Raw genomic sequence first — 26,138 nt, 5'->3', positions numbered from 1 at the left:
CAAGAGCATCCAGTTTTAATTATCTGAATTTTCTAACAACTGCAATCAAAAAAAGCAGGCTGAAAAAAATCAGCCCGCTTAACGTGTGTCATTTTGGAAGGAGAACCTATTTTTTGCCTTGGTTCTTCATTTGCTGCATCATCTGACGAATTTTCTTTTCAGATGGTTTTTGCCCCATTGACATCATCATTGATCGTAACATGTCCTCATTAACGGGAGGATTTTTTTCTAAATAGTCTTGCATATATTTGCGCGCAAAAAAGAATCCACCTATTGCGCCGATTAGTAACGCGATTACAGCGATAAGTACGACAATACCTGTTGATACCATGTAAATCTCTCCTTTCCTTTTCCGAATTGCTCTCAATAAAACATTTTACTAAAGATTTTATAAAAAGAAAAGCTGTTTTCTGAATAATACGTAAAAAATTGGATAAAAATTCCTTGTACACCCATTTTCTTTCGGATTTTTCCCATCCTCCCCTAAGAAGGTGCGCCTTATTATTAATTTTAGGCTAACCGAATTTTTTTCTTGAATTTTATTTAATTAGGTGTAAAATGTAGTCGTAAAATCAAAACAGAAAGGTGGTTTGATTGTGGAAAATTCAAACCAACATAAACACCGTTTAATTGAACATACAAACGGCTTATCCTTGGCCGAAGTCAATGGTACAGTTGAAGTGCCGAAGGGAAAAGGCTTTTTCAAAACTTTACTTGCTTATTCAGGTCCTGGCGCTTTAGTAGCTGTTGGCTATATGGATCCAGGTAACTGGTCAACTTCTATTACAGGTGGACAAAATTTTCAATATTTACTCATGTCAGTCATTTTAATGTCAAGTTTGATTGCCATGCTTCTTCAATACATGGCAGCCAAATTAGGTATTGTTAGCCAAATGGACTTAGCACAAGCCATTCGAGCTCGTACCAGTAAAACATTAGGTATTATCCTCTGGGTACTGACAGAATTAGCTATCATGGCAACTGATATTGCTGAAGTCATTGGTGCAGCAATTGCTCTGTATCTTCTCTTTGGGATTCCATTAGTCGTTGCTGTTTTCATTACTGTTTTTGATGTCTTCTTACTTTTATTGTTAACGAAAGTTGGTTTTCGAAAAATTGAGGCAATTGTTGTTTGCTTGATTTTCGTGATTTTATTCGTTTTCGTTTATCAAGTTGCTTTGTCTGATCCCGATTGGAAAGCTTTATTTGCAGGCTTCATTCCAAACAGTCACACTTTTGCTGACAGTCCTGCAATTGGTGGACAGACACCATTGACTGGTGCTTTAGGTATCATTGGAGCAACAGTGATGCCACACAATTTATATCTCCATTCAGCTGTTTCACAAACAAGAAAAATCAACCATGATGACAACGCAGATGTAGCTCGTGCAGTGCGTTTTACTACTTGGGATTCTAACATTCAATTATCCATGGCCTTTCTTGTTAACGCTCTTCTATTGATTATGGGTGTTGCTGTTTTCAAAACTGGAACTGTAGAAGATCCCTCTTTCTTTGGCCTTTATGAAGCCTTATCAAATCCGGCCACGATGAGTAATGGGATTTTGGGTGAAGTTGCAAAATCAGGAATACTTTCTACTTTATTTGCGGTTGCCCTACTTGCTTCTGGTCAAAACTCAACGATTACGGGTACTTTGACTGGACAAGTTATTATGGAAGGTTTTATCCATATGCGTATTCCAGTTTGGTTGCGTCGTTTAGTAACTCGTTTACTTTCAGTTATTCCTGTTCTGATCTGTGTCATGTTAACTAGCGGAAAAAGTGCCATTGCTGAACATGAAGCATTAAATAATCTGATGAATGAATCACAAGTCTTCTTGGCTTTTGCTTTACCATTCTCAATGATTCCTTTATTGATGATGACTAATAGTCAAGTAGAAATGGGAAAACAATTCAAAAATTCATTCGTAATCAAAATTTTAGGTTGGTTTTCTGTCATTAGTCTGACTTATCTCAATTTACGAGGATTACCCGGACAAATCGAAAGTTTCTTTGGTAGCCAAGCAACGATTTCAGAAATCTCGTTGGCTGACAATATTGCCTATGCAATTATTGTGGCAGTCCTGTTATTGCTAGCTTGGACCATCATTGAATTGTATCAAGGAAACAAGAAACATGAACAATATCTAAAAGAAGTTATGCAAGAAGAAGGATAATAAGGCTGTGGTATAAAGCGTTCAGCTTCAAGCAATAAGGAAACTTTTCTAAAAATAGTTTCGCATATTTTTATGAAAGGTGGGCTTATTGCCGAAGAAGCTGCTTTAGGAACACCGTAAATGAGGTTGTGGCGCCAAGCGTTCAGCTCCGACAAGATAGCGAGCAGTCACTCAAATAGTTCTTCACATTTTGAAGTGAGTGCAAGCTATTTCGAGGAGTTGCTTGGGGAACACCGTAAATGAGGTTGTAGCACAAAGCGTTACTGTACAAAACATTTAGGTACGACCAAATTTCAACATCTTGAAATTTGTCACAATGCTTCATTTAAATCACAAAAAAGAATCCGCAAAAATCGTTTGATTTTGCGGATTCTTTTTGTTTCATACTATCTATTTTATAATTTTACAATTGAGTTTATACTTCTTCAAGTAGTTCTGGAAAGAGAGTTGGTTCAAATCTTTGTTCTTTGAACATTGTGATTTCTTTACCATACGGTGCATAAGCTTTCTTTTTATCTTTTCCAACGTAAGGTGTTTCTAAAATTTTTGATACATGTTCAAAGCGAGAATCGTGAACAATTGTGTTCAACGCATCAAAGCCAATCGTTCCAAAACCAATATTTGCATGACGATCTTTATGTGAGCCCTGTGGATTTTTAGAATCATTGATGTGCAACACTTTTAAGCGATCCAGCCCGATTACTCGATCAAATTCAGTCATTACACCATCAAAATCATTTTTCACATCGTATCCTGCATCATTTGTGTGACAAGTATCGAAAGTGACAGATAATTTTTCATTCAAAGTAACCCCATCCATAATTTTTGCAAGCTCTTCAAATGTGCGACCAATCTCTGTTCCTTTACCTGCCATCGTTTCTAAAGCAATCTGAGCAGTTTGGTCTTTCGTCAATACTTCATTCAATCCTTCGACAATGCGCGCAATTCCGGCTTCAGGGCCAGCACCAACATGTGCGCCTGGATGTAAAGTGATTTGAGTCGCACCTAATGCTTCAGCACGTTCGATTTCTTCTCTTAAAAATTGGATTGCAAAAGGAAACATTTCCGGCTTTATCGTATTTCCTAAATTAATGATATACGGTGCATGAACCACAATATTTGAAAGACCGTTTTCAGCCATAAACTCTTTTCCTGCAGGAATATTCATTTCGTCGATTGCTTTTCTTCTCGTATTCTGTGGTGCACCTGTATAGATCATAAAAGTTGAAGCGCCATAACTTGCTGCTTCTTCAGCTGCGCCTAAAAGCATTTTTTTCCCACTCATACTAACATGTGAGCCTAGTAACATGTATTTTTCCTCCTAATTTCAGTCGTTTGCTCCAGATGATCGATCCCTTTTGAGCCCTTTTTTCATCTTAACCGAAACTGTACATAAAGAAAAGTTTAAGGATTGTTTGTTGGAGAAATTCTTCAAAATGATTGCTTATTTTCAATTAAAACTGGTAATTTTAACCTAAAAAATGCGTAGTCTGTTTTTTTGCCCGTTTTTTTGCTATAATTAGCGAAATAATTCAATAGTTGAGGTGACTCTTTTGCCACAAAAAGATATTAAAAAAAGGAAGAAACACGCCAACACTGAAAGATGGTTCATTCCTAAAATTATTTTTAGAGTTTTTCAGTCGTTAGCAGTCGTGATTGTCGTACTTTTATTACTAGCTGGTGCACTTGGTCTCGGGATTGGAGCTGGTTATTTTGCTTACCTTGTTGAAGACACCCAGACACCAACAAAAGAAGAATTGCAAGCTGACTTAGGCAATATCACAGAAACATCCAAACTTGTCTATTCAGATAACAGTGAGATTTCAACCATTCAAACAGATTTGATGCGAACAACCGTCGCTTCAGACAAGATTTCTCCCTTATTAAAAACAGCGATTATTAGTACAGAAGATGAGTATTTTGATGAACATGACGGCTTTGTACCTAAAGCAGTCTTACGTGCCTTAGTTTCTGAAGCTACTGGAATTGGTTCTTCTGGTGGATCAACGTTGACACAACAATTAGTTAAGCAACAAATTTTAACTGACGAAACAACATTTAAAAGAAAAGCCAATGAAATTTTACTTTCGGCACAAGTCGAGAAATATTTTTCTAAAGACGAGATTATTTCAACTTATTTGAATGTCTCTCCTTTTGGCCGAAATAACAAAGGACAAAACATCGCCGGTGTACAAGAAGCATCGAAAGGGATTTTTGGGGTAGATGCAAAAGATGTTTCTTTACCACAGGCTGCCTTTATTGCTGGACTGCCACAAAGCCCAATTACTTATAGCCCTTACACTAATACTGGTGCTTTGAAAGAAGACGTTTCAGACGGACTTGACCGAAAAGATTTTGTTTTGTTTAGTATGTATCGTGAAAAGAAAATTACGAAAGATGAATACGAAGCGGCGAAAGCTTACGATTTGACCAAAGATTTCTTACCGCAGCAAATTGCTGAACAAAATGATCGGGGTTTTCTCTACTACACTGTTATGAACAACGCAACTGAAATCGTAACGAAGCAACTAGCCGAAAAAGACAATGCGGATCTTGCCGACAGCAAAACGTATGATGCTTACTATCAAAAAGCGCAACAAACGATTCAAAACAAAGGATATACAGTTCATTCAACCATTGATAAAGATATTTATGCAGCTATGCAAGATGCCGTTGCAAATTACGGTTATTTATTAGATGACGTTTCTGGTACTCGTGTCGAAACTGGGAATGTATTGATGGACAATCGAACGGGTCGGATTTATGGCTTCGTTGGCAGTCGTGATTACGCGCAAAGTCAAAATAATCATGCCTTTGATATGATGCGCCAAGCCGGTTCGTCAATCAAGCCAGTATTGGTTTATGGACCCGCGATTGATATGGGCTTAGTTGGTTCCGAATCACGAATTTCCAACTACACCACAACTTGGAAAGAAGGCGCAAACTCTGGTGAAGAGATCGTGAATGCGACAAATCAACATCTCAACACTTTCCAAACGATTCGGGAATCTTTAGATTGGTCAAATAACATACCTGCCTATCATTTATATCAAGATGTACTTGATTCAGGTGGCTCAAAGCAAGCTGCTTATGATAACTATTTAGCCAAAATGAATTATCCAAAAAATGATAATTGGGGTGTTGAATCTGCACCACTAGGAACTGTAGAAGTGACTACCCTTCAGCAAACAAATGGGTTTCAAACATTAGCTAATAATGGAGTTTACCAAGAAGGTTACCTAATCGACTCGATTACAGATAACGAAGGTAACGTTATTTACCAACATGAAGAAAAACCTGTTCGCGTCTATTCAGAAGCAGCCGCTTCAATTATGAATAACTTAATGCGTAGTGTATTAGATCAAAAAATCACTACACCATTTAAAGAAGTGATTACGAATTTAGATGGTACATTAGGAAATGCTGATTGGGTTGGGAAAACTGGTTCGACCAATGAATATCGTGATTCTTGGTTAATTGTTTCAACGCCATCAATTACAATTAGTAGTTGGTCGGGACACGATGATAACACGCCAATGGATAATCAGGCTGGAAAACGTTCCGCAAACTATTTATCCTATTTAATTAACCGTGTCTATCAGACCAATCCAACTGTTTTTGCAACACAAGAAAAATTCGAACTTTCCTCTGATGTGAAAAAAGAAAAAGTGGCTTCCTTTACTGGTCAACTTCCTGGAAAAGTCACAGTCAATAAGCGTTCGATTCAAACACCAAGTAATACGGTTGAATCTCTTTGGGCAAAAAATGAACCAGAAAAGAGTACCTTTAAATTCGGTATTGGTGGAACAGATGACAATTATACTGATTATTGGAAGACAGCTTCTACTTATGCACGTACAACTTCCAAGACAAAAAATGCACGAAACAACAATGACTAAAAGAAAAGCCACGGCATATGCTGTGGCTTTTCTTTTGGTTCTATTTTCTTTTGGTCCTTATTTTTAATTCCTAACTACTGTGCTCTCAAAAGTGGGTGTTTTTTATGTTTGTTTACTATTTTTTGAGTGCTTGTTCGCTATCTTTTGAGTGCAGTGTTTTGTGCTACAAGCTTTATCCACGGTGTTCCCAAAGCAACTTCTTCGGCAATAAGTTCTCTTTTCTTAAAAATATGGGGAACTGTTTTTAGAAAAGCCTTCTTATTACTTGAAGCTAAACGCTTAGCGCCACAACCTTATCCACGGTGTTCCCAAAGCAACTTCTTCGGCAATAAGTTCTCTTTTCTTAAAAATATGGGGAACTATTTTTAGAAAAGCCTTCTTATTGCTTGAAGCTAAACGCTTGGCGCCACAACCTTATCCACGGTGTTCCCAAAACAACTCCTCCATATAGCTTGCATTCACTTCAAAATATGTAAAACTATTTTGAGTACTTGCTCGCTACCTTGTCGGCGTTAAGCGTTTTGCGCCACAACCTTTTATCAAAAAAGCCACGAACAATCAAAATGATTGCTCATGGCTACTTTTTCAATCAAAAATTATTTTGTTGAACCTTTTTCTTCAATTCCATAAGGTAAAACAATTGTTTTTTCTTCAACTTCTTCTTTGTTCATCATTTTTGTCAACAAACGCATTGAAACCGCACCAATATCATATAAAGGTTGTGTAATACTTGTCAAACGAGGACGAGCTACTTCAGTTAATAATGAGTTGTTGCTTGTGATGATCTCAAATTCTTCAGGAACTTTGATTCCTTTATCCAGCATGCCATCCAAGATACCAATTGCTAGTTCATCATCTGAAACATATACAGCAGTTGCTCCACTGTTATGGATACGATCAACTAATGACAAGCCATCTTTGAAGTTATAACTTGCTTCAAAAATCAGACCTTCACTATAAGGTAAGTTATTTTCTTTCAATGCATCTTTATAACCTTTCAAACGGTTTTGACCATTGATTGGGTCAATTAGTGCACCACTAACAAACGCGATTTTTTCGTTGCCGTTTTTTGCTAATTGATTCACTGCATCTTTTGTTGCAGAAGTATAATCAATGTTTACGCTACCTACTTGTTCATCTGGGTCAATTGAGCCCGCTAAAACAACTGGTGTTTTTGAGCGAGAAAATTCGCCACGGATTTCATCAGTAATATGATGTCCCATAAAAATTACACCATCAACTTGTTTTGCTAACAAGTTGTTTAGTACGTTTACTTCTTTTTGGTCATTACCATCTGAGTTAGCCAAAATAATATTGTATTTGTACATTGTCGCAACATCATCGATTCCTCGAGCCAATGAAGCGAAAAACATATTGCTGACATCAGGAATGATTACACCAACAGTAGTAGTTTTCTTGCTTGCTAATCCACGCGCAACAGCATTTGGTCGATAATCAAGACGATCGATTACTTCCAAAACTTTCTTTCGTGTCGCAGGTTTAACATTTGGGTTTCCGTTCACAACGCGTGAAACAGTTGCCATTGACACATTTGCTTCTCTAGCTACATCGTAGATAGTAATTGTTTGTTTTTCCATTTGTGTTCTCCCGTTCTTATTTATCTGATTTTTTCTGAAAATACGACTTACATTTCTAAATTAGAATATCAAATTATTTTATGGATTGCAACCGTTTTAACAGTGTTTTCATGAAAATTATGTTTTTCTTTCAATTTATCGGAATGGTCTTTCGAAAAATTTAATGTTACAATGATAAATAGTTTGAATTATCAGAAAGAAGGAAGCTAAATGAACAATGTAAAAATCAATGAATTGCGTCAATGGATGGCAAATAATCAGGTTGAGCTTGCTTATATCAGCGACCCTGGACACATCGCATATTTCTCAGGTTACGAAAGTGATCCACATGAACGTGTGCTTGCGTTATTTATTCCATTAGAACAAGACCCATTTTTATTCACACCAGCTTTAGAAGTTGATGATGCCAAAAATAGTGGTTGGACTTTTGATGTTCGCGGTTACCTTGATAGTGAAAACCCTTGGGAAATCATTGGCAAAGAAATTCGTACGCGTTATGGTCAACCCGGCAATGTTGGAATTGAAAAAAATGCTTTGACTGTTGAACGTTTTGATTATATGTCGGATATTTTATCTGGAACAGATTTCTTTACTGACTTGACTCCGGTTATTCAACGTTTACAATTGATCAAAACAGTGGAAGAAAAAGATAAATTAATTGCAGCTGGAAAATGGGCAGATGTTGCTTTTGAAATTGGATTTAAAGCAGTAAAGGAAGGCATTACAGAACAAGCAATCATTGCCGAAATTGAGTACCAATTGAAAAAACAAGGTGTTTCACAAATGTCTTTTGATACATTAGTTTTAGCTGGAAAAAATGCGGCTAGTCCTCATGGTGCACCAGGGAATACACAAGTTAAACCAAATGAACTTGTTCTATTTGATTTAGGTGTTGTTTGGGACGGTTACTGTAGTGATGCAACTCGAACAATTGCTTACAAAAAACCAACTGAATTCCAAGAAAAAATCTACAATATTACATTAGAAGCTCAACTAGCAGCTCATGATGCTGTTCGTCCTGGAATTACGGCTGGCGAATTAGATCAGATTGCTCGTGGTGTAATTGATAGCTATGGCTATGGTGAATACTTCAATCATCGTTTAGGACATGGGATTGGTACAACTGTTCATGAGTACCCATCTTTAGTCGAAGGAAATGATTTGGTTATTGAGGAAGGTATGTGTTTCTCTCTTGAACCAGGTATTTACATTCCTGAACAAGTGGGTGTGCGTATTGAAGATTGTGTTTATGTGACAAAAGATGGTTGTGTGCCATTTACAACAACACCAAAAGAATTGTTGATTTTGGAATAAGGTTGTGGCACCAAGCGATTGGCTTCAAGCAATAAGAAGGCTTTTCTAAAAATAGTTCCCCATATTTTTAAGAAAAGAGAACTTATTGTCGAAGAAGCTGCTTGGGGAACACCGTATATGAGGTTGTAAAAGAAGTGCCCAACTTCAATAAATAAGAATAAATTTTCGGAAATTGCTTTTCAAATTTTTGTGAAATTTAGGCTTATTTTGAAGGAGTTACTTCTTGAACACCGTGGATAAGGTTGTGACACCAAGCGATTAGCTCCGAAAAGATAGCGAGCAGGCACTCAAAATAGCATTTCATATTTTGAAGTGAGTGTGAGCTATGTCGAGTAGAAACATAAAATAGCTTTCCATATTTTGAAGTGAATCTAAGCTATGTCGAGGAATTGCTTTGGGAACACCACGATATCTAGCAAGAAAGACGGGTCGGAATAATTTCCGATCCGTCTTTTTATCAGTGTAGCTTACTTTTCTTCTACAACTTTTTTAGCAGCATCTTTCACATCTTCTTTTGCCATGTCTGCTAAATCTTTTGTATCTTCAACGACAGGTTTTGCTTCTGCAACACCATCTTTCACTGTTTCCTTTGCTTGCACTGCAGAATCCTTCACATCTTCTGCAATATCTGCTGTTGTGTCTTTTGCAAGACTACCTAAATCTGCAGTTTGTTCTTTTAATTCATCTGCTGATTTTTTAAAACGATCAGATAAATCTGCTGATTGTTCTTTCAGATTCAATAAAATATCATCTGATTCATTGCTTGCTTGCTCCGCAGTTTGGTCAACTTTGTTTTTGATGTTGCCGGCTAACTCACCAGCTTGTTGTGAAAGATCAGCAGCCTTTTCTTTTGCAATATCCGTTAGCTCTGCAGATTTTTCTTTTGCAAGGTCAGTATAATCTGAAGCTGCGTCTAATAGATCATCTGCTTGTGCTGCTAAGTCATCGCGTAACTCTTTTCCTGATTTTGGTGCTAACAATAATGCTGCAACTGCCGCTGCTGTTCCACCAATCACTGCACCTAATAGAAATCCACCTTTTTTAGCCATATTTATTTTCCTCCTGTCTGTTCATTCTGTTTTTTATTTTTAAAAAATTTCATTGCTGTTCCACCGACTTTACCAGCAACTGTCGCTTGCGCAGTTGTTTTTCCTAAGCCGCCAACTTTTGTTACCAAATTTTTACTTGAAGAATTCAATTCTGAAACACTTTCACTTAAATCAGCTACAGCTGTAAACAATGGATCAATCGTTGCAACTTTTCCATTGACATCTTCAAGCAAATCATTACTCTTCACAAGTAGTCCCTCTACTTGTCTTGAAAGGATATCTACATCCTTTGTTACAACTGCAATCGTTGTATTCGCTTCTGCAACAGTCTTATCAACTTTTTCTAATGTTTTTGATACTTGCATCAAGATACGTACTAAAAACACGACTAACACTGCAAAAGCTATTGCTGCAATCAATCCTGCGATTTCTCCGCCTGTCATAATCAATCTCCTTCCCTTGCCTCTCCTCTTAAGAATAGCATTTACGTTTTTTTTAGACAAATAAAATACTACCAATTCTTACTTTTATCAAAAAAGAAAGCCTCAACTACCAGTAAACTATGAGTAGTTGAAGCTTTTTCTTACTTACGCAAAAGTAACTTATTTTTCTTTTGATTCAACTTTTTTTGTTTCTTTTGCTGGAGTTGCTAATGTTTTGCTCAACTCAATAATATATTCTTTTAATGGTGCACCGACTTCTGGATGTTTTAATCCATATTCAATACTTGTTTTCATAAACCCAAATTTGTCTCCTACATCAAAACGTTGACCAGTAAACTGACGAGCGAAGACACGTTGCGTTTTATTCAGCGTGTCAATTGCATCCGTTAATTGGATTTCATTTCCCGCACCAGGTTCTTGGTTTTCTAACACTTCAAAAATTTCTGGAGTCAATAAGTAACGACCAATGATTGCTAAATCACTTGGTGCTTTGCTTGGATCTGGTTTTTCTACAAAATTTTTCACATTGTAAAGACCTTTTTCTAGCTCGCCACCAGGATTGATAATACCGTATTTTGATGTTTCTTCATGTGGGACTTCCATTACAGCAATGGTTGAAGCATGGGTTTCTTCGTAGTCATTGATTAGTTGTTGTGTTAATGGAATGTCGTCCTCCATGATGTCGTCACCAAGCATTACAACAAATGGTTCGTTCCCAATAAAAGCTTTTGCTTGCAAAACAGCATGTCCTAACCCTTTAGGATGAGATTGTCGGATAAAATGTAGATTGACATCTGTTGTTTCTTCAACCAATTTCAATAAATCATTTTTCCCTTTTTCACGAAGATTTGTTTCTAGTTCAATATTGGCATCAAAATGATCTTCGATTGGACGTTTAGCTTTTCCAGTAACAATCAAAATATCTTCAATTCCAGATTTCAATGCCTCTTCGACGATAAATTGAATCGTTGGTTTATCCACGATTGGTAACATTTCTTTTGCCATTGCTTTCGTAGCCGGTAAAAATCTTGTTCCTAATCCTGCTGCTGGAATAACTGCTTTTTTTACTTTCATGATTGACGACTCCTTTAAAAAATAGTTAATGAAAATTCATTTTCAACTTTTCCATCACGTAACATAATTTCTTTTGCTGCTTTTTTGATGTCTTTTCCCTCATAAAGGACTTCATAAATCGTTTGTGTTATTGGCATTTCCACGCCCATACTATTGGCCAATTCCATAGCTGCTTGCGTCGTATTAACACCTTCGACTACCATTCCCATGTTTTCTAATACTTCGGGTAATTTTTGACCTTGCCCTAATAAATTGCCGGCACGCCAGTTACGAGAATGAACACTAGTCCCTGTGACAATCAAATCACCAACACCACTTAACCCAATGAAAGTTAAAGGGTTAGCACCCATTGCAACACCTAAGCGACTGATTTCAGCTAATCCTCTTGTCATGATTGCAGCTTTTGCATTATCACCAAAGCCAAGCCCATGAATTGCTCCTGTGCCGATTGCAATAATGTTTTTTAACGCTGCCCCCATCTCAACTCCAATGACGTCAGGGTTGGTGTAAATTCGGAAATAGTCATTCATAAATAATCGTTGGACATATTTTGCAGCTTCTGTATTCGTACTTGCTGCTGTAACTGTCGTAATATCATGGTTGGCTACTTCTTCAGCATGACTTGGACCAGATAAGACAACGACTGCTTTTCTTTGTTCCACTGGAATTTCTTCTAATAAGATTTCTGAAATACGCTTATGTGTCTTTTGTTCCAATCCTTTGCTGGCATGAATGATGACAGGTTTCGTATTCGGCGTCATTTTCATCACAACTTCTTGCGCTACAGAACGAATCGCTTTCGTTGGCACCACAAATAAAATAGCGTCTACGTCAGCTAAGGCTTCTGCCATTTCGGTAAACGCCCGAATAGCTGTTGCTAATTTCAGTTCTGGTAAATACCGTTGATTCGTATGCTTTGTGTTGATTTCAGCTACTTGTTCTGCTCGGTGTCCCCAGATTCTTACATCATGACCATTTTCTGCAAGCACTTGGGCTAGTGCCGTCCCCCATGAACCAGGACCTAACACTGCGATTTTTTGTTGCATTTAACCACTCCTTTGCACGGAACATTGTTTGCTTGATCATTAAATAATTGATTGATTATCACCAAAACTTCGATCATAATCTGTTAAATTTTTATCTTTTTTACGACGTAAAATGAATACGATGATGGTTCCAATAAATAGTACTGCTGAGAGTAACTGAGAAATGCGAATGATATTTAGGAAGTATAAGCTATCTGTTCGAAGCCCTTCGATAAAGAAACGTCCGAAACTGTACCAGATAAGATATAAAAGAAAAACTTCTCCTTTTTTAAGCAAATGTGGTCGTTTTCTCAACACCAATAATAAGATGACGCCAAGCAAACTCCATACTGATTCGTAGAGAAAAGTCGGCTGACGAAACGCGCCATCAATGTACATATTTTCAATAATAAACTGTGGTAAATGTAGACTTTCTAAAAAGCTACGAGTTGTTTCCGGCCCAAAAGCCTCATGATTCATAAAGTTCCCCCAGCGACCAATGGCTTGTGCAAGCAACACGCTAGGCGCTGCAATGTCAAGAAAAGTCCACGGTGAGATAAAGTGATACTTGGTAAAGAAATACATCGTAAGTCCACCAGCAATCAATCCACCATAAATAGCTAACCCACCCGAGCGAATATTAAAAATCTGGATTGGGTCTGCAATATATTGAGGTAAATCAAAAAGAATATAATATAAACGAGCACCGATGATTGAAAGTGGTAATCCCCATAGCATAAAATCCGTCACGTCATCTGCTTTCATACCGACTCTGACTGCTTCTCTAGTGCTTAGCCACATGGCAATAATGATCCCTGAAACAATGATCAATGCATACCAATAAATAGGGATTCCGGCAAGCTCAAACGCTACTCGATTGATTTGTGCGAGCATTTTGTCACTCCTTATTTATTAATTTCCTGAATTTTCTTCGATTAAACGACTTAATCGTTCTTCAAATGTTTTTGTTGCGTCGAATCCCATTGTTTTCGCACGGAAGTTCATCGCAGCAACTTCAATGATGATAGCCACATTTCGTCCAGTCTTAACTGGAATTTTGATTTGTGGGATGCCGACTTCTGCAATTTCAACCGACGTATCCTCTGAGCCTAATCGATCATATTTCTTATCTTTCGCCCAAGCTTCTAAATAGACAGCCAGTTGGACTTGCATCGAACCACGTACCGCACTTGCACCAAATAAGTTCATGACATCGATGATGCCAATTCCACGAATCTCAATCAAATGCTCCAAGATTTTTGGCGGCTCACCAATCACGGTTAATTCATCTTGTTGATAAACATCCACTCGGTCATCTGCAATCAAACGGTGACCACGCTTGATCAATTCTAATGCTGTTTCACTCTTACCAATTCCGCTATCTCCTTGGATCAAGACACCTAGTCCATAGACATCAACTAAAACACCGTGGACACTTGTTCGTGGTGCTAATCGTCCGTCTAAATAGCTAGAAAGTTCTCCTAACAAACGTGATGTTGAAATTGGTGAGCGCAAGACAGCCATCCCATGTTCATTTGCAGCCTGAATCATTTCTTCTGGTGCAGATAAACCTCTGGAGATAATAAACGCGGGCATATCTTCGCTGCATAAACGTCGCATAATCATCAAACGTTCCTCTGGAATCATGCGCTCTGCAAAACTAATTTCTTTGCTTCCAAATAATTGAAGCCGATCATGTGAATAATAACTAAAATAACCAGTCAGTTCTAAGCCTGGACGTGAAATGTCACCTGTGACTATGACACGTTCTAAACTTTTTTCATCGCCGGTCACGATTTCTAAAGATAATTTTTCAACCAGTTGGCTAACTTTAACTACTTCTGCCATATTCATGCTACCTCATTTCTATTAGGGTGTTCGTTTTCATTTTATCATTGTCTACCCAAACTTACTACCAAATAAAAAAAACGGTTTATTTCTTTTTCAAATAAAAAAGATTGCAAGAAAAGTCTATTGAACTTTTCCTGCAATCTCTTTTTTCTCTTGCTGAATAAAGAAATGATGATTTTTTAGTTGGTGTCTTTTCGTAGTTACTGACGATTTAAATTATGCTCACTAACAACAACATTTACTAATGACATAACAATTGCTACTAGAAATGCTGCTCCAAATGATGCAAATCCAAAATTGGCTGCTCCAACAAAGAAGGAAGTCAATTTTAATATTGCTGCGTTCACTACAAAGCTAAACAATCCAAAAGTAACTAAGGTCAGCGGTAAAGATAAAATTGTTAAAATCGGTTTGACGAACATGTTTAACACCGATAAAACAAAACTTGCTAACACCGCTGTCCAAATGCTACTCACATGGATCATTTGGGGAAAAAGGACTGCTAGTGAAATGAATGTCAAAGTATTCACAACGATTCGTTGGAAATAAGACATTAGAAGTCACTCCAATCATCATCATCGATTTTTTCAGCTTCTTTGCGTTTATTCGTTTGTTCGCGATAATTATTTTTTTGGTAATATTCATTATTGTGACCATAGTTTGTACGAGAAGATTTACCAGACGGTATGATGACAGCTAGTAAAATGTACAAAATAATTGGACTGCCAAATGCAACAAGACTCAAAAAGACATACACCACACGAACAATTGTTGGATCAATACCAATAAACTCTGCAATTCCCGCAAGTGTACCGGTTAATACAATATTATCAGTTGATTTCGTTAATTTTTTTTTCATTCTATTTCACCTCTGTCCTATCTATTTTAATCGAAAATATTGGGAAACAAAAGTCTGTTCCACGTATTTTTTGGCGACTACACAGACTAGAATGAACAACCCAGAATAGCCCATTTTTTTGGGCTATCCTGTGTCCATCTCACATTTGTTTTTCTATTTAATAAGAGTTCCCTTACTCAGCATCTTTCAAAAAGATGTTTCCTGTTGTGGTTGATAATTGAACTTGGGCAATTCCTGTATCAGAAATACGGCGGAATTGTAACATTTGATTGGTTCTTTCTTTCTTTTCGCGGACAACATCATACTCACTCATGCGGCTATTGATACTGCCTAAGCTTGTTTTTGCATGTCCTTCGACACCTAATGTTTCCGGTAACGCTACTTTCACGTTTCCATTGACAGAGCTTGCTTCGACTTTTCTTAATGAGTTCTCTGTTAATGTCAAGCGAACATCCCCATTGACTAATGATACCGAAACATTTTCAGGCGTTGTTGCCATGGTGACTGTTCCGTTGACCGTTTCAATGATTGAGTCTAAAATTTGACCGCGATTCACGTCAATATTGCCATTGACTCCTTCAATTTCTAACATAGTTGCTGTCAAATCATTAATTAGGATATTTCCATTCGTTGATTTCGCATAAGTGTCTTTTGTTTCTAAACCTTTAATTGTGATATTTCCGTTAAGCAATTTGATTGCTACATGGTCGTATAAGCGTGTTGGTAAGTAGAAAACAAGGTCTGCTCGTACACGTTTATTCGGAATTTGGAAAGAAATGTGGTCTTCATTGACTTCGATTTGGCTTCTTTCTAAAAAGGCATCAAATGGTTCAGCTGTCATTTTTCCGTAGAGTTTGATTTTGGCTTCTACTTTGACATCTTCACTATCCCACGTTTTCAAAAGCACGTTTCCGTTTGCCGCTTTGATATCGATGATACTTGCTTCTGGTGCTTCATAGTAAAATTCATGTTCGAATTTCGTTGTTGCAATACCAGGAACACGTAAATTAACATCTTTCCATTCCATGTTGTCGTTCACAGAATCAGAAACCGTTTGGAACGTTTTCTTCAAGAACTTGCCTAATTGGCTACCCGCTTCAGACATTTTTTCGCCAACTTGGTTCAAGGTGTCTGTTGCTTGTTCTTTCCAATCATCTGGTAAGTCAAATTTTTCAGCAATTGAATCTTTCGTTTCTGACCATTGGTTTTTACGAATATCTTTTAATTCTGCTTCGAGCTTCAATTGTTGCTCAACTAGCTTATTGCCTTCTGCTTCTAACGTTTGGATTTCACTTTCCAACGCTTGACGTTGTTCAAGTTCTTCTGCGGTTAACTCATCTAGTTCTTCTTTTGTATTCAACTGCATCAATGCTTCCTGTTTGTCATTGCGTGCTTGTCGATTTTCTTGTAATTCAGCATTCACTTCATCTAAATGTGCAGATGCTTTGTTTGCTTCTGTTGCTAATTCATCAAGAATTTTTTCTAAGTTTTCTTGATCTTGTTTTTCTTTTTCCTTTGGATCCACTTCAGAATCAGTGAAGGTTTCCTCTGCATCATTTTCTAAATCATCCATCAATTGACTTACTTGATCTTTTTCTTTATGACTAGCAGTTACTTTGTCTGCTTCTTTTTTAATTGACTTTTCGTCTTTTTCAGTTGCCATACTTTCTAACAAATCTAAGCCTTCTTCAGTCGAAAGGATTCCTTTTTTTACTAAGTCTAAAATACGTTCTCTTTCTTTCATGGAAATTGCCTCCTTGAGCAAATATTGTTTGCAACTTTTCCTTACATCCATATTATGCCTTCATTTGAAGAAAATGTCATAGGACTTAAGATGTAACTTTTTCTCCACCTTCCGTCATTCCCTACTATTCTAATCATACTAAAAAAAGAGATTGGAAGAAAACAAAGTGCGTTTTCCCCCAATCTCTTAAAGGTAAGTTCATTTTTTATTGTTTGACACTAACTTTTTGGAACACTCGCTATCTTGTCAGAGCTAAACACTTTGCGTCACAAATTTTATCCACGGTGTTCCCAAAACAACTCCTCGAAATAATTCATAACTGTCAAAAAATATGAAAAGCTATTTTTGTTAGTTACTCATTATTTTTTCGGAGCTGACCGCTTTGCGCCACAACCTTTTTAAAAAATCTCATCATGGGTCGTATTCAATTCCGTAATCTTACCTGTTGCCAAGTAAACAATCCACTCACAAATATTTGTAACATAGTCACCAATACGCTCCAAGTAACTAGCAACATTCAAATAGTCTGTTCCGCTAATGACTGTTTCTGGATTTGCTTCCATGTTTTTGATTGTTGCATTGTAGATTCGATTGAAATACTCATTTACACGTTGATCCATGTTGGCAATTGTCCGAGCGTCTTTTTCGTCCGTTTTAACATAGGCAACCAACACATTATCAACCATTTTCTTCACATAGTCTGACATGTCCGAGATTTCTTTTTCGATTTCAGGAATTCTCGTTTGTCCTTTGACACGAATCGTTGATTTTGCAACAGATACCGCGTGATCCGCCATTCTTTCCAAATCAGAACTTGCTTTCATAACGGTAATAATCATGCGCAAGTCTGTCGTTACTGGTTGTTGCAGAGCAATCATTTCAAAGCTTTTCTTTTCTAAACGAATTTCCATATCATTGATATTTGTATCGTTTTCGATTACTTCTTGTGCCAGGGCTTTGTCATGCTTCACATAAGAGCGAACAGACTTATGCACCGCACTACTTACCATCATACCCATTTCATAAAATTGATTATGAAGATTTAATAATTCCTCTTCAAATTGCGTTCGTAGCATTTTATTTCCCCCTTATCCGAATCGTCCTGAGATGTAATCTTCTGTTTCTTGCTTTTCTGGATTCATAAAAATTTTCTTTGTATCATTGAATTCAATTAAATGACCATCTAAGAAGAAAGCTGTCTTATCTGAAATACGAGAAGCCTGTGACATGTTATGTGTGACCATAATCATCGTATAGTTCTCTTTCAATTCTAACAACATACTTTCAATTTTTCCAGTTGAAACAGGGTCAAGTGCACTTGTTGGTTCATCTAGTAAAATAATTTCTGGGTTGACTGCTAAGACACGTGCGATACATACTCGTTGTTGCTGTCCACCTGATAAAGACAAAGCGCTCTTATGCAGTTTATCCTTCACATCATCCCAAACTGAAGCGGCTTTTAGACTTTCTTCAACTACTTGATCTAACACTTTTTTGTCTTTTTCGCCTTTTAGTTTCAATCCATAAATAACGTTCTCATAGATTGAAAAAGGAAAAGGATTAGGCTGTTGGAATACCATGCCGATTTCTTTGCGTAGTTCAACGGTATCAGTTTTAGGACCGTAAATATCTTTTCCTTTATACAGCACACTTCCGGTGATCGTTACACCAGGAATCAAGTCATTCATTCGATTCAATGAACGCAGGTAAGTTGACTTTCCACAACCTGAAGGACCAATCATCGCCGTAATCTCACCTTGGTTGATACTTAAGTCAATTCCTTTTAAAGCTTCTTTTTTTCCATAATATAAATGAAGATCTTTTGATGAAATAATTTCTTTTGTCATAATGAAGCCTCCGTTTTAACCAAAATGACCGGACACATAATCTTCGGTTGCTTGAATTTTCGGTCTAGTAAATATCTTCTTCGTTTGATCATATTCGATTACTTTTCCTAAGTAAAAGAATGCCGTGTAGTCACTGATACGCGCAGCCTGTTGCATGTTGTGTGTCACGATGATGATGGTAAAATCTTCTTTTAAGTTCACCAACGTTTCCTCAACTGTCCCAGTAGAAATAGGGTCCAATGCACTTGCTGGCTCGTCCAGTAATAAAATATCTGGTTTCATTGCAATCGCACGAGCAATACATAAACGTTGTTGTTGCCCTCCTGACAAGGCTAAAGCACTTTTATCAAGGTTATCTTTGACCTGTTCCCACAGGGCAGCCTGTTTTAAACTAGTTTCAACGATTTCATCTAGCTTCTTTTTGTCTTTTTCACCATGTTGCTTCAAAGCAAACGTGATATTTTCATAAATGGATTTACTAAATGGGTTCGGACGTTGGAACACCATACCGATTCGTTTACGCATTTCATAAACGTCGACTTGGGGTGCGTTGACATCAACATCCTTATACATGATCTTCCCAGTGATTTTTGTGTTTGCAATACCATCATTCATTCGATTCAACGAACGTAAATAAGTTGACTTACCACAACCAGAAGGACCAATTAATGCAGTGATTTTATTTTTTTCAAATTCTAAGTCAACACCTTTGATTGCTTCGTTATCACCATACCAAACATGTAAATCTTCAGTGTGTAAAGCAATGTTCTTTTCAGGAGGCATCGTGATGATATTTGTATCATTCAAATTGTATTCTTTCATAGTTTCTTCTTCTCCTTAGGCTGAAGTCATTTTACGGTATAACCGTTTCCCAATCGCACGTGCCCCAAAGTTGAAGAGCAAGACTGCAATGATCAACACGGCAGATGCTCCGGCTGACACAGCAGCGCCATCTGGCATCGTTCCTTCAGTATTGATTTTCCAAATATGAACAGCCAATGTTTCCGCTTGGCGGAAGATACTAATCGGACTTGAAACACTTAGTGGATTCCAGTTACTAAAATCAAGAGCTGGCGCGCTTTGTCCTGCTGTGTAAATCAAAGCAGCCGCTTCCCCAAAAATTCTTCCAGAACTTAAGATTACACCAGTTAGAATTCCAGGTGTTGCTTCTGGAACTACGACTTTTAAAACTGTTTCCCAACGTGATAAGCCCAAAGCTAAACCAGCTTCTCGTTGTGTGTAATGAACAGCTTGTAATGATTCTTCCACTGTTCTTGTCAAAAGTGGCAAATTAAAGACAGTCAACGCTAACGCACCAGACAAAATGGAAAAACCATATTGAAACTGAATAACGAAGACCAAGAAACCAAACAAACCAACTACGACAGAAGGTAATGAACTCAAAATTTCAATAGAAGTACGAACCACATCTGTCATCCAGTTCTTGCTTGCATACTCGGATAGATAAATTCCCGCACCAAGTGATAAAGGGAAACTAATAATCATTGTAATCAATAATAAATAAATCGAGTTGAATAATTGAATACCTACACCGCCACCTTCTTGATAAGCTTTTGATGGCTCAGTCAAGAAAGACCAAGAGATATGAGGAATTCCACGCACTAAAATATATAGTAACAAAGCAGCCAAAATCAAGACAATGATTCCAGAAACGGTATATAAAATACCAGTTGCGATTTTATCGGAACGTTTTGCATTCATATTATTTTAAGGCTCCCTTCTTACCAATCATGCGGATAACAATATTAAAGAATAATGACATCAATAATAGGATCAATGCTAAGGACCACAACACATTATTTTCAATCGTGCCCATGATCGTATTACCGATTCCCATTGTTAAAATCGAAGTCAAAGTTGAAGCTGGTGTTGTTAAGCTAGTTGGCATCAACGCTGCATTCCCGATCACCATTTGGATCGCCAAAGCTTCCCCGAAGGCACGTGCCATTCCGAAAACAACTGCTGTCAAAATTCCAGGTACAGCTGCTCTAAGAACTACCTTATAAATCGTTTGCCATCTCGTTGCTCCCAAAGCTAATGATGCTTCTCGGTAATGTCGAGGAACAGACTTCAATGCATCTACAGTCATCGTTGTTACTGTTGGCAAAATCATAACAAACAAGACAAATGTTCCGGCTAAGATTCCGAACCCTGTACCGCCAAAGACGTTACGAACAAACGGCACGATCACAGATAAACCGATAAAACCATAAACGACTGATGGAATACCAACTAACAGCTCAATTACTGGCTGTAAAATTTTTGTTCCGTTTTTCGGCGAAATTTCCGTCATGAAAACTGCAGCACCAATAGCAAATGGTGTTGCGATGATGGCAGATAAAAATGTCACGATAAATGAACCTGTGATCATTGGCAATGCCCCAACCATCGGTTTTCCATCTGGACCAACTTGACTTGGATTCCAACTCGTCCCAAATAAAAAGTCGAACACATTCACTTTATCGACAAAGAAAGTCGCTAACCCTTTACTTGCAACAAAATAAAAAATAGCTAATACCACTAAAACAATTAAAGCGATACAAAGAAAACTAATAAATTTTCCACGTTGCTCCATTTTTGAACGCTTCGATTTTGTTAATAATACTTTTTTTACATCCTCCACAGATGACTCCCCCTTGCTCAGGTTTAACATACTTGTTCAGTGTACAAAACAAACATCAATTTGGTTTTAATAACATGTAAAAGTTTCGCTAAGTTTGTAAATTTTTTGTAAAGGTTATTCAGAAATGATATTTCCTTCCCAATCACGTTCCACTTTCATCTGTGAAACTGGAATATAGCCTAATTCGCCAACGATATTATTTTGAATTTCGTCTGAAAGAATATACGCTAAAAATTCATCCGTTAACTCCGTTGGTTTTCCTTTTGTATACATATGTTCATATGCCCAAATGGTCCATTCATTTGTTGTCACATTTTCATCTGTTGGTTCCACGCCATCGATTTTAAGCGTTGCTACTTCGTCTGTTACATAAGAAAAGGCAACATAACTGATTGCCCCCGGTGTGTCGGCAACAATTTGGCGAACCATGCCGCTTGAATCTTGTTCCTGTGCCTGGATTGCAGACTCACCATCCAATACCCATTTTTCAAACGTACTACGGGTTCCACTTCCAGAAGCTCGGTTTAAAATAACCACTGCTTGATCTTTTCCACCAAGTTCTTTCCAGTTTTTGATTTCACCAGTAAATAGTTTTTTTAACTCTTCCATGGAAATAGCTGAAACGCCCACTTTTTTATTCACAATCGGTGTTATTCCAACGACAGCAACCTTGTGATCTACTAAAGCTTTTGCATCAATCCCAGACTTTTCTTCCGCAAATAAGTCAGAGTTACCGATATCCACAGCACCAGATTGAACTTGAGATAATCCCGTTCCGCTACCGCCACCTTGGACATTAACAAATTTTCCAGGATTTTCTGTTTGATAGCTCTCTGCGACCGTTTCAACTAGCGGTTGTAATGCAGAAGAACCTACCGCTGTAATTGATTCCCCGCGATCAATCCATTTCGCACATCCAGATAAAAGAACGGCTAATCCCAATACTGGTAATAATAATTTTAATTTTTTCATTAAAAATCTCCTTTAGTCATAAAGTAATTTTATTCTAACATTTTCCTTGTTTATTGAAAATGAATCAAAATCATTAAATAACGAATTGATGAGTTATTCTTGATAAAATAAAAATAAAACTATCTCATTATTTTTGACTATGCTATACTATTTCTGAAATGCGTCTCTTGAATAAAGACTTGAGTGAACTTATTTCTTGCTTTCCCCAAAAAACAAGAAATACCCCAAAGTTCATGAAAGTAGATTGAGACGTTTTCTTCATTTCTGAGTTTATTCAGAAGTGACCCCGATAAAAAAGGACCTGGAACATAAATCAATGATTTATGCTTCAAGTCCTTTTTGCTTATTCTTCTTAAAGTAACGGTGAGACTAATCTCGCTAAGCCTTCTTTAAGTTTGATTACCGTTCCACGATTTTCATAGATTTCTCTGGTTAATTGTTTCGATACATTTGAGTCATCAAAAAATGCTTTACGTACTTGTGAAGCCATTCGTTCATCATAAACTAGCGTATTGACTTCAAAATCCAAACGGAAAGAGCGAACATCAATATTTGCCGATCCAACTGAAACGACACCACCATCAATAATCATCGTCTTCGCATGAATAAACCCGTTCTCGTAGGTTTCAACAATTGCCCCATACTCAATCAGTTCTGCTGCAAAAGAATAAGTTGCCCAGTAAACCAATGGATGGTCAGGTTTATTTGGAATTTGCAAATGAACTTTGACGCCTGCCAGCAAAGCTAGCTTGAGTGCTTCATGAATCGAACCATCGGGAATGTAATAAGGCGTCTGAATCAAAATTTCTCGTTTTGCTAAAGAAATCATTTTTAAATAGGTCATCTTGATCTGTTCGTGTTCCGAATCCGGCCCGCTGGTCACGATTTGAACAGCCATCTCCCCTGTTGAATCAATCATTGGGAAAAAATTGGGCGAATAGCTGACTTCATTTGTGTGTTGAGAATTCCAGTCCATCAAAAATCGATTTTGTAAACTGTAAACAGCTTCGCCATAAATTCTTAAATGATTATCACGCCAATAACCAAATTTTTTGACCAAACCTAAGTACTCATTTCCCACATTAAATCCACCTGTATACCCAATCTGTCCATCAATTACAACGATTTTTCGATGATTTCGATAATTGATTCGCGGATTGATGTATGGAACAAATAATGGAAAAAAGAATGCGACTTCTCCGCCGTTTTTCTTTAATTCATCAAAAAAACTTAGTGAAACCTGCGTCGATCCCCAAGCATCTAATAAAACCCGCACTTTTACGCCTCGTTGTGCTGCAACAATCAATGCATCTCGCAGTTCTACGCCTAAATCATCACTTCGATAAATATAATACTCAAGATGGATATGATTTTGTGCATGATTGATATCATCAATCAACGCATCAAATTTTTCACGACCATCTGTAAACAACGTAACTTCGTTTTGCGTCGTGTATAATGTTCCTTCTGAAACAGTCAACATATAAATCAGTTGCCTGACATCGGCTTGTCCTGTTGGTGGATGGGGATACAATCCACGTTTTAATGCACGTTTATCTTCTTCAATTTCCAAATTCATCCCAATTTTTCCTTGCATCTTCAAATCAAAAATTTTGTCTTTTGAAATTCCCCTACCAAAAAAAATGTATAGAATAAATCCTAAAATCGGGATAAACATCAACACAAGTAACCAAGCCCATGTCTGTGCTGTTTCTCTTCTTTCACGAAACACAATGATTAACGATAATAAAATGTTCGCAATCAAAATGATCGTAAAAAAATTATCAACAATCACCTTCATGGATTCACCTCTTCATTTTCTAACCTCCTAAGCATAACCAAGTTTTTTTTTAAAGTAAAGAGAAAAAAGAACACGCTTCAATCCACCATTTTTCAGTATTCTTTTCGACACAACAAAAAAACATTGCACCCACTTTTCATGAGTACAATGTTCTTTTACTTTGAATGATTGATTAAATTTTCAAGAATCGTCTCATTGAGATCGTCGATCCTAAAGAACCAATGATTACGCCGATACCAGTCATCAAAACATTGATTTTCCAAACAAAATCAGCTGGTTGCAACAAGGAATAGTTCGAGCGTAGTAACGATGGATTAACCAATTGGAAAATTTCACGATAACCAAATGTTAAAATCAACATTGGAATAATTGCTCCAATCAAACCGATCCAACCGCCTTCTAAGAAGAACGGCCAACGAATATAGCCATTTTTTGCTCCAACTAATCGCATAATTTGAATCTCTCTTTGACGAGATAAAATTGTAATTCGAATCGTGTTAGAGATCAAGAACATAGCAACAAATAATAGCAACGCTGCTGCTGCTAATCCCCATGTACGAACAGCTCCCGCAATTTCAAAGATTCGGTCTGAAGAAGTGCCACCGTAATCTGCTCGGTAAACGTTAGACAATTTTGCCGCTTCTTTTGAGACATCTTTGGTGTAAGAAGGTTCTGTTGCACTTACCACGTATACATCATATAAAGGATTGCTATCTCCTTCAAACAAATTCCATGAATCACCCATTGCTGCTTGGATTTTTTTCAATTCTTGGTCTTTACTTGAAAAAGATACTTTTTCAACATGGTCAAGCTTTTCTAATTCTGTTCCTAATTTTTTGATATCCGCCTCTTTTGTACCAATATCAACAAAAACTGAAACATCTACGTTTCCTTCAATATCTTGTGCAAGTTTAGTTGCATTCATAATAACAGCCATAAAAATACCAACAAGTGCTAAAGTGATTGTTACCGCACTAACTGAGGCAACAGTCATCCAGCCATTACGTTTCAAGCTTTTGATACTTTCTAATAAGTGGCGGAAAAAGGTTCTAATCATCGTATCCGTATTCCCCTTCCGCTTGGTCTCGAATAATTCGGCCGTTTTCAATGGCGATTACCCGATGACGAATTGTATTTACGATCGTACTGTTATGTGTTGCCATAACAACTGTCGTTCCTTGTGCATTGATGCGGTCAAGAAGTTTCATGATTTCCCATGAATTTTCAGGATCTAAGTTACCTGTTGGTTCATCTGCAATCAAAACCTTTGGTGTGTTTACAATCGCGCGCGCAATCGCAACACGTTGCTGTTCCCCACCAGATAATTCACTTGGAAAAACACGTACTTTATGTTTTAAACCAACTAAATCCAAAACTTCCATCACACGTTTTTTAATTTCACGTGGTTTACGACCAATTACTTGCATAGCGTAAGCTACATTTTCATAAACAGTCTTTCGCGGCAATAATTTATAGTCTTGGAAGACGATTCCAATTTCTCTGCGTAAATAAGGAACTTCACGATTTTTGATAGCCATCAAATCATGTCCTGCAATAGTCAATGTTCCTTTAGTTGCTTTTTCTTCTCGGTACATCAATTTGATAAATGTAGATTTTCCTGCTCCTGATGGTCCAACTACATAAACGAATTCTCCTTGATCGATAACGACCGAGAGATTGCGGATGGCAGTCGTACCATTGGAGTACTTCTTCATTACATCCTTCATTTCAATCATGGCATTCTCTCCATATCTTTTTCAGTCTTCAGCCATTATAGCATGGCAATGTTTCAAGTTGCTTGCAAAATTTTACAATTTTATGTCAATTAAATAATAATCCACTAA

24 protein-coding genes are annotated in these 26,138 nt (G+C 37.3%); 3 read left to right on the top strand and 21 right to left on the bottom strand.

Annotated features, from left to right (window positions below; all coding sequences use genetic code 11):
• Positions 1-106: 106 nt before the first annotated feature.
• Complete coding sequence (locus IGJ76_RS03315; protein ID WP_071868695.1) at positions 107-331, bottom strand: YneF family protein; 225 nt, start codon at positions 329-331, stop codon at positions 107-109.
• Between the two features lie 265 nt (positions 332-596).
• Between IGJ76_RS03315 and IGJ76_RS03310 the strand changes: the two genes are divergently transcribed.
• On the top strand, positions 597-2,174 hold the full coding sequence (locus IGJ76_RS03310; RefSeq protein WP_373270168.1) for an Nramp family divalent metal transporter: 1,578 nt from the start codon (positions 597-599) through the stop codon (positions 2,172-2,174).
• A 415-nt stretch (positions 2,175-2,589) separates the two neighbouring features.
• Here the strand turns inward: IGJ76_RS03310 and IGJ76_RS03305 are convergent, their stop codons facing one another.
• Positions 2,590-3,483, bottom strand: coding sequence for a deoxyribonuclease IV (locus IGJ76_RS03305; RefSeq protein WP_067483845.1), 894 nt, complete (start codon positions 3,481-3,483; stop codon positions 2,590-2,592).
• 235 nt (positions 3,484-3,718) lie between these two features.
• Here IGJ76_RS03305 and IGJ76_RS03300 point away from each other — a divergent pair, with 235 nt between their 5' ends.
• Entirely contained in the window at positions 3,719-6,073 is a 2,355-nt protein-coding gene (locus IGJ76_RS03300; protein WP_430596724.1) for a transglycosylase domain-containing protein, read from the top strand.
• A 596-nt stretch (positions 6,074-6,669) separates the two neighbouring features.
• On the opposite strand, the gene ccpA is transcribed toward IGJ76_RS03300, so the two are convergent.
• Positions 6,670-7,671: a catabolite control protein A gene (gene ccpA / locus IGJ76_RS03295; RefSeq protein ID WP_067483841.1), complete on the bottom strand. Its 1,002-nt coding sequence runs from the start codon at positions 7,669-7,671 to the stop codon at positions 6,670-6,672.
• Positions 7,672-7,881: 210 nt separating this feature from the next.
• Between ccpA and IGJ76_RS03290 the strand changes: the two genes are divergently transcribed.
• Positions 7,882-8,985, top strand: coding sequence for an aminopeptidase P family protein (locus IGJ76_RS03290; protein ID WP_067483839.1), 1,104 nt, complete (start codon positions 7,882-7,884; stop codon positions 8,983-8,985).
• A 467-nt stretch (positions 8,986-9,452) separates the two neighbouring features.
• Here the strand turns inward: IGJ76_RS03290 and IGJ76_RS03285 are convergent, their stop codons facing one another.
• From IGJ76_RS03285 to ftsE, 18 genes are all read right to left on the bottom strand, one after another.
• Entirely contained in the window at positions 9,453-10,034 is a 582-nt protein-coding gene (locus IGJ76_RS03285) for a YtxH domain-containing protein (RefSeq protein ID WP_430596723.1), read from the bottom strand.
• A 2-nt stretch (positions 10,035-10,036) separates the two neighbouring features.
• Positions 10,037-10,477, bottom strand: a complete 441-nt coding sequence (locus IGJ76_RS03280) for a DUF948 domain-containing protein (protein ID WP_067483835.1) — start codon at positions 10,475-10,477, stop codon at positions 10,037-10,039.
• 159 nt (positions 10,478-10,636) lie between these two features.
• The gene (gene galU, locus IGJ76_RS03275; protein ID WP_067483833.1) at positions 10,637-11,551 is read right to left on the bottom strand and encodes a UTP--glucose-1-phosphate uridylyltransferase GalU; all 915 of its coding nucleotides are present in this window, start codon (positions 11,549-11,551) and stop codon (positions 10,637-10,639) included.
• 14 nt (positions 11,552-11,565) lie between these two features.
• Complete coding sequence (locus IGJ76_RS03270; protein WP_067483831.1) at positions 11,566-12,597, bottom strand: NAD(P)H-dependent glycerol-3-phosphate dehydrogenase; 1,032 nt, start codon at positions 12,595-12,597, stop codon at positions 11,566-11,568.
• Between the two features lie 39 nt (positions 12,598-12,636).
• Positions 12,637-13,470: a prolipoprotein diacylglyceryl transferase gene (gene lgt / locus IGJ76_RS03265; RefSeq protein ID WP_067483829.1), complete on the bottom strand. Its 834-nt coding sequence runs from the start codon at positions 13,468-13,470 to the stop codon at positions 12,637-12,639.
• A gap of 18 nt (positions 13,471-13,488) precedes the next feature.
• Positions 13,489-14,424 carry an HPr(Ser) kinase/phosphatase gene (gene hprK, locus IGJ76_RS03260; protein WP_067483827.1) on the bottom strand — a complete coding sequence of 312 codons (936 nt, stop codon included), beginning with the start codon at positions 14,422-14,424 and terminating at the stop codon, positions 13,489-13,491.
• A 203-nt stretch (positions 14,425-14,627) separates the two neighbouring features.
• The gene (locus IGJ76_RS03255) at positions 14,628-14,981 is read right to left on the bottom strand and encodes a phage holin family protein (RefSeq protein ID WP_067483825.1); all 354 of its coding nucleotides are present in this window, start codon (positions 14,979-14,981) and stop codon (positions 14,628-14,630) included.
• Positions 14,981-15,286, bottom strand: a complete 306-nt coding sequence (locus tag IGJ76_RS03250) for a PspC domain-containing protein (protein ID WP_067483823.1) — start codon at positions 15,284-15,286, stop codon at positions 14,981-14,983. Before IGJ76_RS03250 ends, IGJ76_RS03255 begins: the two co-directional genes overlap by 1 nt.
• Before the next feature lie 172 nt (positions 15,287-15,458).
• Entirely contained in the window at positions 15,459-17,030 is a 1,572-nt protein-coding gene (gene liaX / locus IGJ76_RS03245) for a daptomycin-sensing surface protein LiaX (protein WP_067483821.1), read from the bottom strand.
• A 398-nt stretch (positions 17,031-17,428) separates the two neighbouring features.
• Positions 17,429-18,106, bottom strand: coding sequence for a phosphate signaling complex protein PhoU (phoU, locus tag IGJ76_RS03240; protein WP_067483819.1), 678 nt, complete (start codon positions 18,104-18,106; stop codon positions 17,429-17,431).
• 12 nt (positions 18,107-18,118) lie between these two features.
• Positions 18,119-18,877 (bottom strand): phosphate ABC transporter ATP-binding protein PstB, encoded by a 759-nt coding sequence (pstB, locus tag IGJ76_RS03235; protein ID WP_067483817.1) that lies wholly within the window; start codon positions 18,875-18,877, stop codon positions 18,119-18,121.
• A gap of 15 nt (positions 18,878-18,892) precedes the next feature.
• Positions 18,893-19,699, bottom strand: coding sequence for a phosphate ABC transporter ATP-binding protein PstB (gene pstB, locus IGJ76_RS03230; protein ID WP_075491427.1), 807 nt, complete (start codon positions 19,697-19,699; stop codon positions 18,893-18,895).
• A gap of 15 nt (positions 19,700-19,714) precedes the next feature.
• Positions 19,715-20,599 carry a phosphate ABC transporter permease PstA gene (gene pstA / locus IGJ76_RS03225; protein ID WP_067483814.1) on the bottom strand — a complete coding sequence of 295 codons (885 nt, stop codon included), beginning with the start codon at positions 20,597-20,599 and terminating at the stop codon, positions 19,715-19,717.
• 1 nt (position 20,600) lies between these two features.
• Positions 20,601-21,521 carry a phosphate ABC transporter permease subunit PstC gene (gene pstC / locus IGJ76_RS03220; RefSeq protein WP_067483811.1) on the bottom strand — a complete coding sequence of 307 codons (921 nt, stop codon included), beginning with the start codon at positions 21,519-21,521 and terminating at the stop codon, positions 20,601-20,603.
• A gap of 114 nt (positions 21,522-21,635) precedes the next feature.
• Positions 21,636-22,493, bottom strand: coding sequence for a phosphate ABC transporter substrate-binding protein PstS family protein (locus tag IGJ76_RS03215; protein WP_067483810.1), 858 nt, complete (start codon positions 22,491-22,493; stop codon positions 21,636-21,638).
• Positions 22,494-22,845: 352 nt separating this feature from the next.
• The gene (gene cls, locus IGJ76_RS03210) at positions 22,846-24,294 is read right to left on the bottom strand and encodes a cardiolipin synthase (protein WP_067483809.1); all 1,449 of its coding nucleotides are present in this window, start codon (positions 24,292-24,294) and stop codon (positions 22,846-22,848) included.
• A gap of 172 nt (positions 24,295-24,466) precedes the next feature.
• Positions 24,467-25,351 carry a permease-like cell division protein FtsX gene (ftsX, locus tag IGJ76_RS03205; RefSeq protein WP_067483808.1) on the bottom strand — a complete coding sequence of 295 codons (885 nt, stop codon included), beginning with the start codon at positions 25,349-25,351 and terminating at the stop codon, positions 24,467-24,469.
• Complete coding sequence (gene ftsE, locus IGJ76_RS03200) at positions 25,344-26,030, bottom strand: cell division ATP-binding protein FtsE (RefSeq protein WP_067483807.1); 687 nt, start codon at positions 26,028-26,030, stop codon at positions 25,344-25,346. The genes ftsX and ftsE overlap by 8 nt, the downstream gene beginning before the upstream one ends.
• Positions 26,031-26,138 lie beyond the last annotated feature (108 nt).

The organism is Enterococcus sp. DIV0175 (assembly GCF_050529075.1).
GTDB lineage: Bacteria > Bacillota > Bacilli > Lactobacillales > Enterococcaceae > Enterococcus_B > Enterococcus_B thailandicus.
This window is presented reverse-complemented; position numbering and strand designations above follow the sequence as displayed.

What these genes read in the sequence shown, in the direction of transcription:
- IGJ76_RS03315 (WP_071868695.1), bottom strand. Translation starts at nt 331, where the DNA reads ATGGTATCAACAGGTATTGTCGTACTTATCGCTGTAATCGCGTTACTA.
- IGJ76_RS03305 (WP_067483845.1), bottom strand. Translation starts at nt 3,483, where the DNA reads ATGTTACTAGGCTCACATGTTAGTATGAGTGGGAAAAAAATGCTTTTA.
- ccpA (WP_067483841.1), bottom strand. Translation starts at nt 7,671, where the DNA reads ATGGAAAAACAAACAATTACTATCTACGATGTAGCTAGAGAAGCAAAT.
- IGJ76_RS03290 (WP_067483839.1), top strand. Translation starts at nt 7,882, where the DNA reads ATGAACAATGTAAAAATCAATGAATTGCGTCAATGGATGGCAAATAAT.
- IGJ76_RS03285 (WP_430596723.1), bottom strand. Translation starts at nt 10,034, where the DNA reads ATGGCTAAAAAAGGTGGATTTCTATTAGGTGCAGTGATTGGTGGAACA.
- IGJ76_RS03280 (WP_067483835.1), bottom strand. Translation starts at nt 10,477, where the DNA reads ATGACAGGCGGAGAAATCGCAGGATTGATTGCAGCAATAGCTTTTGCA.
- galU (WP_067483833.1), bottom strand. Translation starts at nt 11,551, where the DNA reads ATGAAAGTAAAAAAAGCAGTTATTCCAGCAGCAGGATTAGGAACAAGA.
- IGJ76_RS03270 (WP_067483831.1), bottom strand. Translation starts at nt 12,597, where the DNA reads ATGCAACAAAAAATCGCAGTGTTAGGTCCTGGTTCATGGGGGACGGCA.
- lgt (WP_067483829.1), bottom strand. Translation starts at nt 13,470, where the DNA reads ATGCTCGCACAAATCAATCGAGTAGCGTTTGAGCTTGCCGGAATCCCT.
- hprK (WP_067483827.1), bottom strand. Translation starts at nt 14,424, where the DNA reads ATGGCAGAAGTAGTTAAAGTTAGCCAACTGGTTGAAAAATTATCTTTA.
- IGJ76_RS03255 (WP_067483825.1), bottom strand. Translation starts at nt 14,981, where the DNA reads ATGTCTTATTTCCAACGAATCGTTGTGAATACTTTGACATTCATTTCA.
- IGJ76_RS03250 (WP_067483823.1), bottom strand. Translation starts at nt 15,286, where the DNA reads ATGAAAAAAAAATTAACGAAATCAACTGATAATATTGTATTAACCGGT.
- liaX (WP_067483821.1), bottom strand. Translation starts at nt 17,030, where the DNA reads ATGAAAGAAAGAGAACGTATTTTAGACTTAGTAAAAAAAGGAATCCTT.
- phoU (WP_067483819.1), bottom strand. Translation starts at nt 18,106, where the DNA reads ATGCTACGAACGCAATTTGAAGAGGAATTATTAAATCTTCATAATCAA.
- pstB (WP_067483817.1), bottom strand. Translation starts at nt 18,877, where the DNA reads ATGACAAAAGAAATTATTTCATCAAAAGATCTTCATTTATATTATGGA.
- pstB (WP_075491427.1), bottom strand. Translation starts at nt 19,699, where the DNA reads ATGAAAGAATACAATTTGAATGATACAAATATCATCACGATGCCTCCT.
- pstA (WP_067483814.1), bottom strand. Translation starts at nt 20,599, where the DNA reads ATGAATGCAAAACGTTCCGATAAAATCGCAACTGGTATTTTATATACC.
- IGJ76_RS03215 (WP_067483810.1), bottom strand. Translation starts at nt 22,493, where the DNA reads ATGAAAAAATTAAAATTATTATTACCAGTATTGGGATTAGCCGTTCTT.
- cls (WP_067483809.1), bottom strand. Translation starts at nt 24,294, where the DNA reads ATGAAGGTGATTGTTGATAATTTTTTTACGATCATTTTGATTGCGAAC.
- ftsX (WP_067483808.1), bottom strand. Translation starts at nt 25,351, where the DNA reads ATGATTAGAACCTTTTTCCGCCACTTATTAGAAAGTATCAAAAGCTTG.
- ftsE (WP_067483807.1), bottom strand. Translation starts at nt 26,030, where the DNA reads ATGATTGAAATGAAGGATGTAATGAAGAAGTACTCCAATGGTACGACT.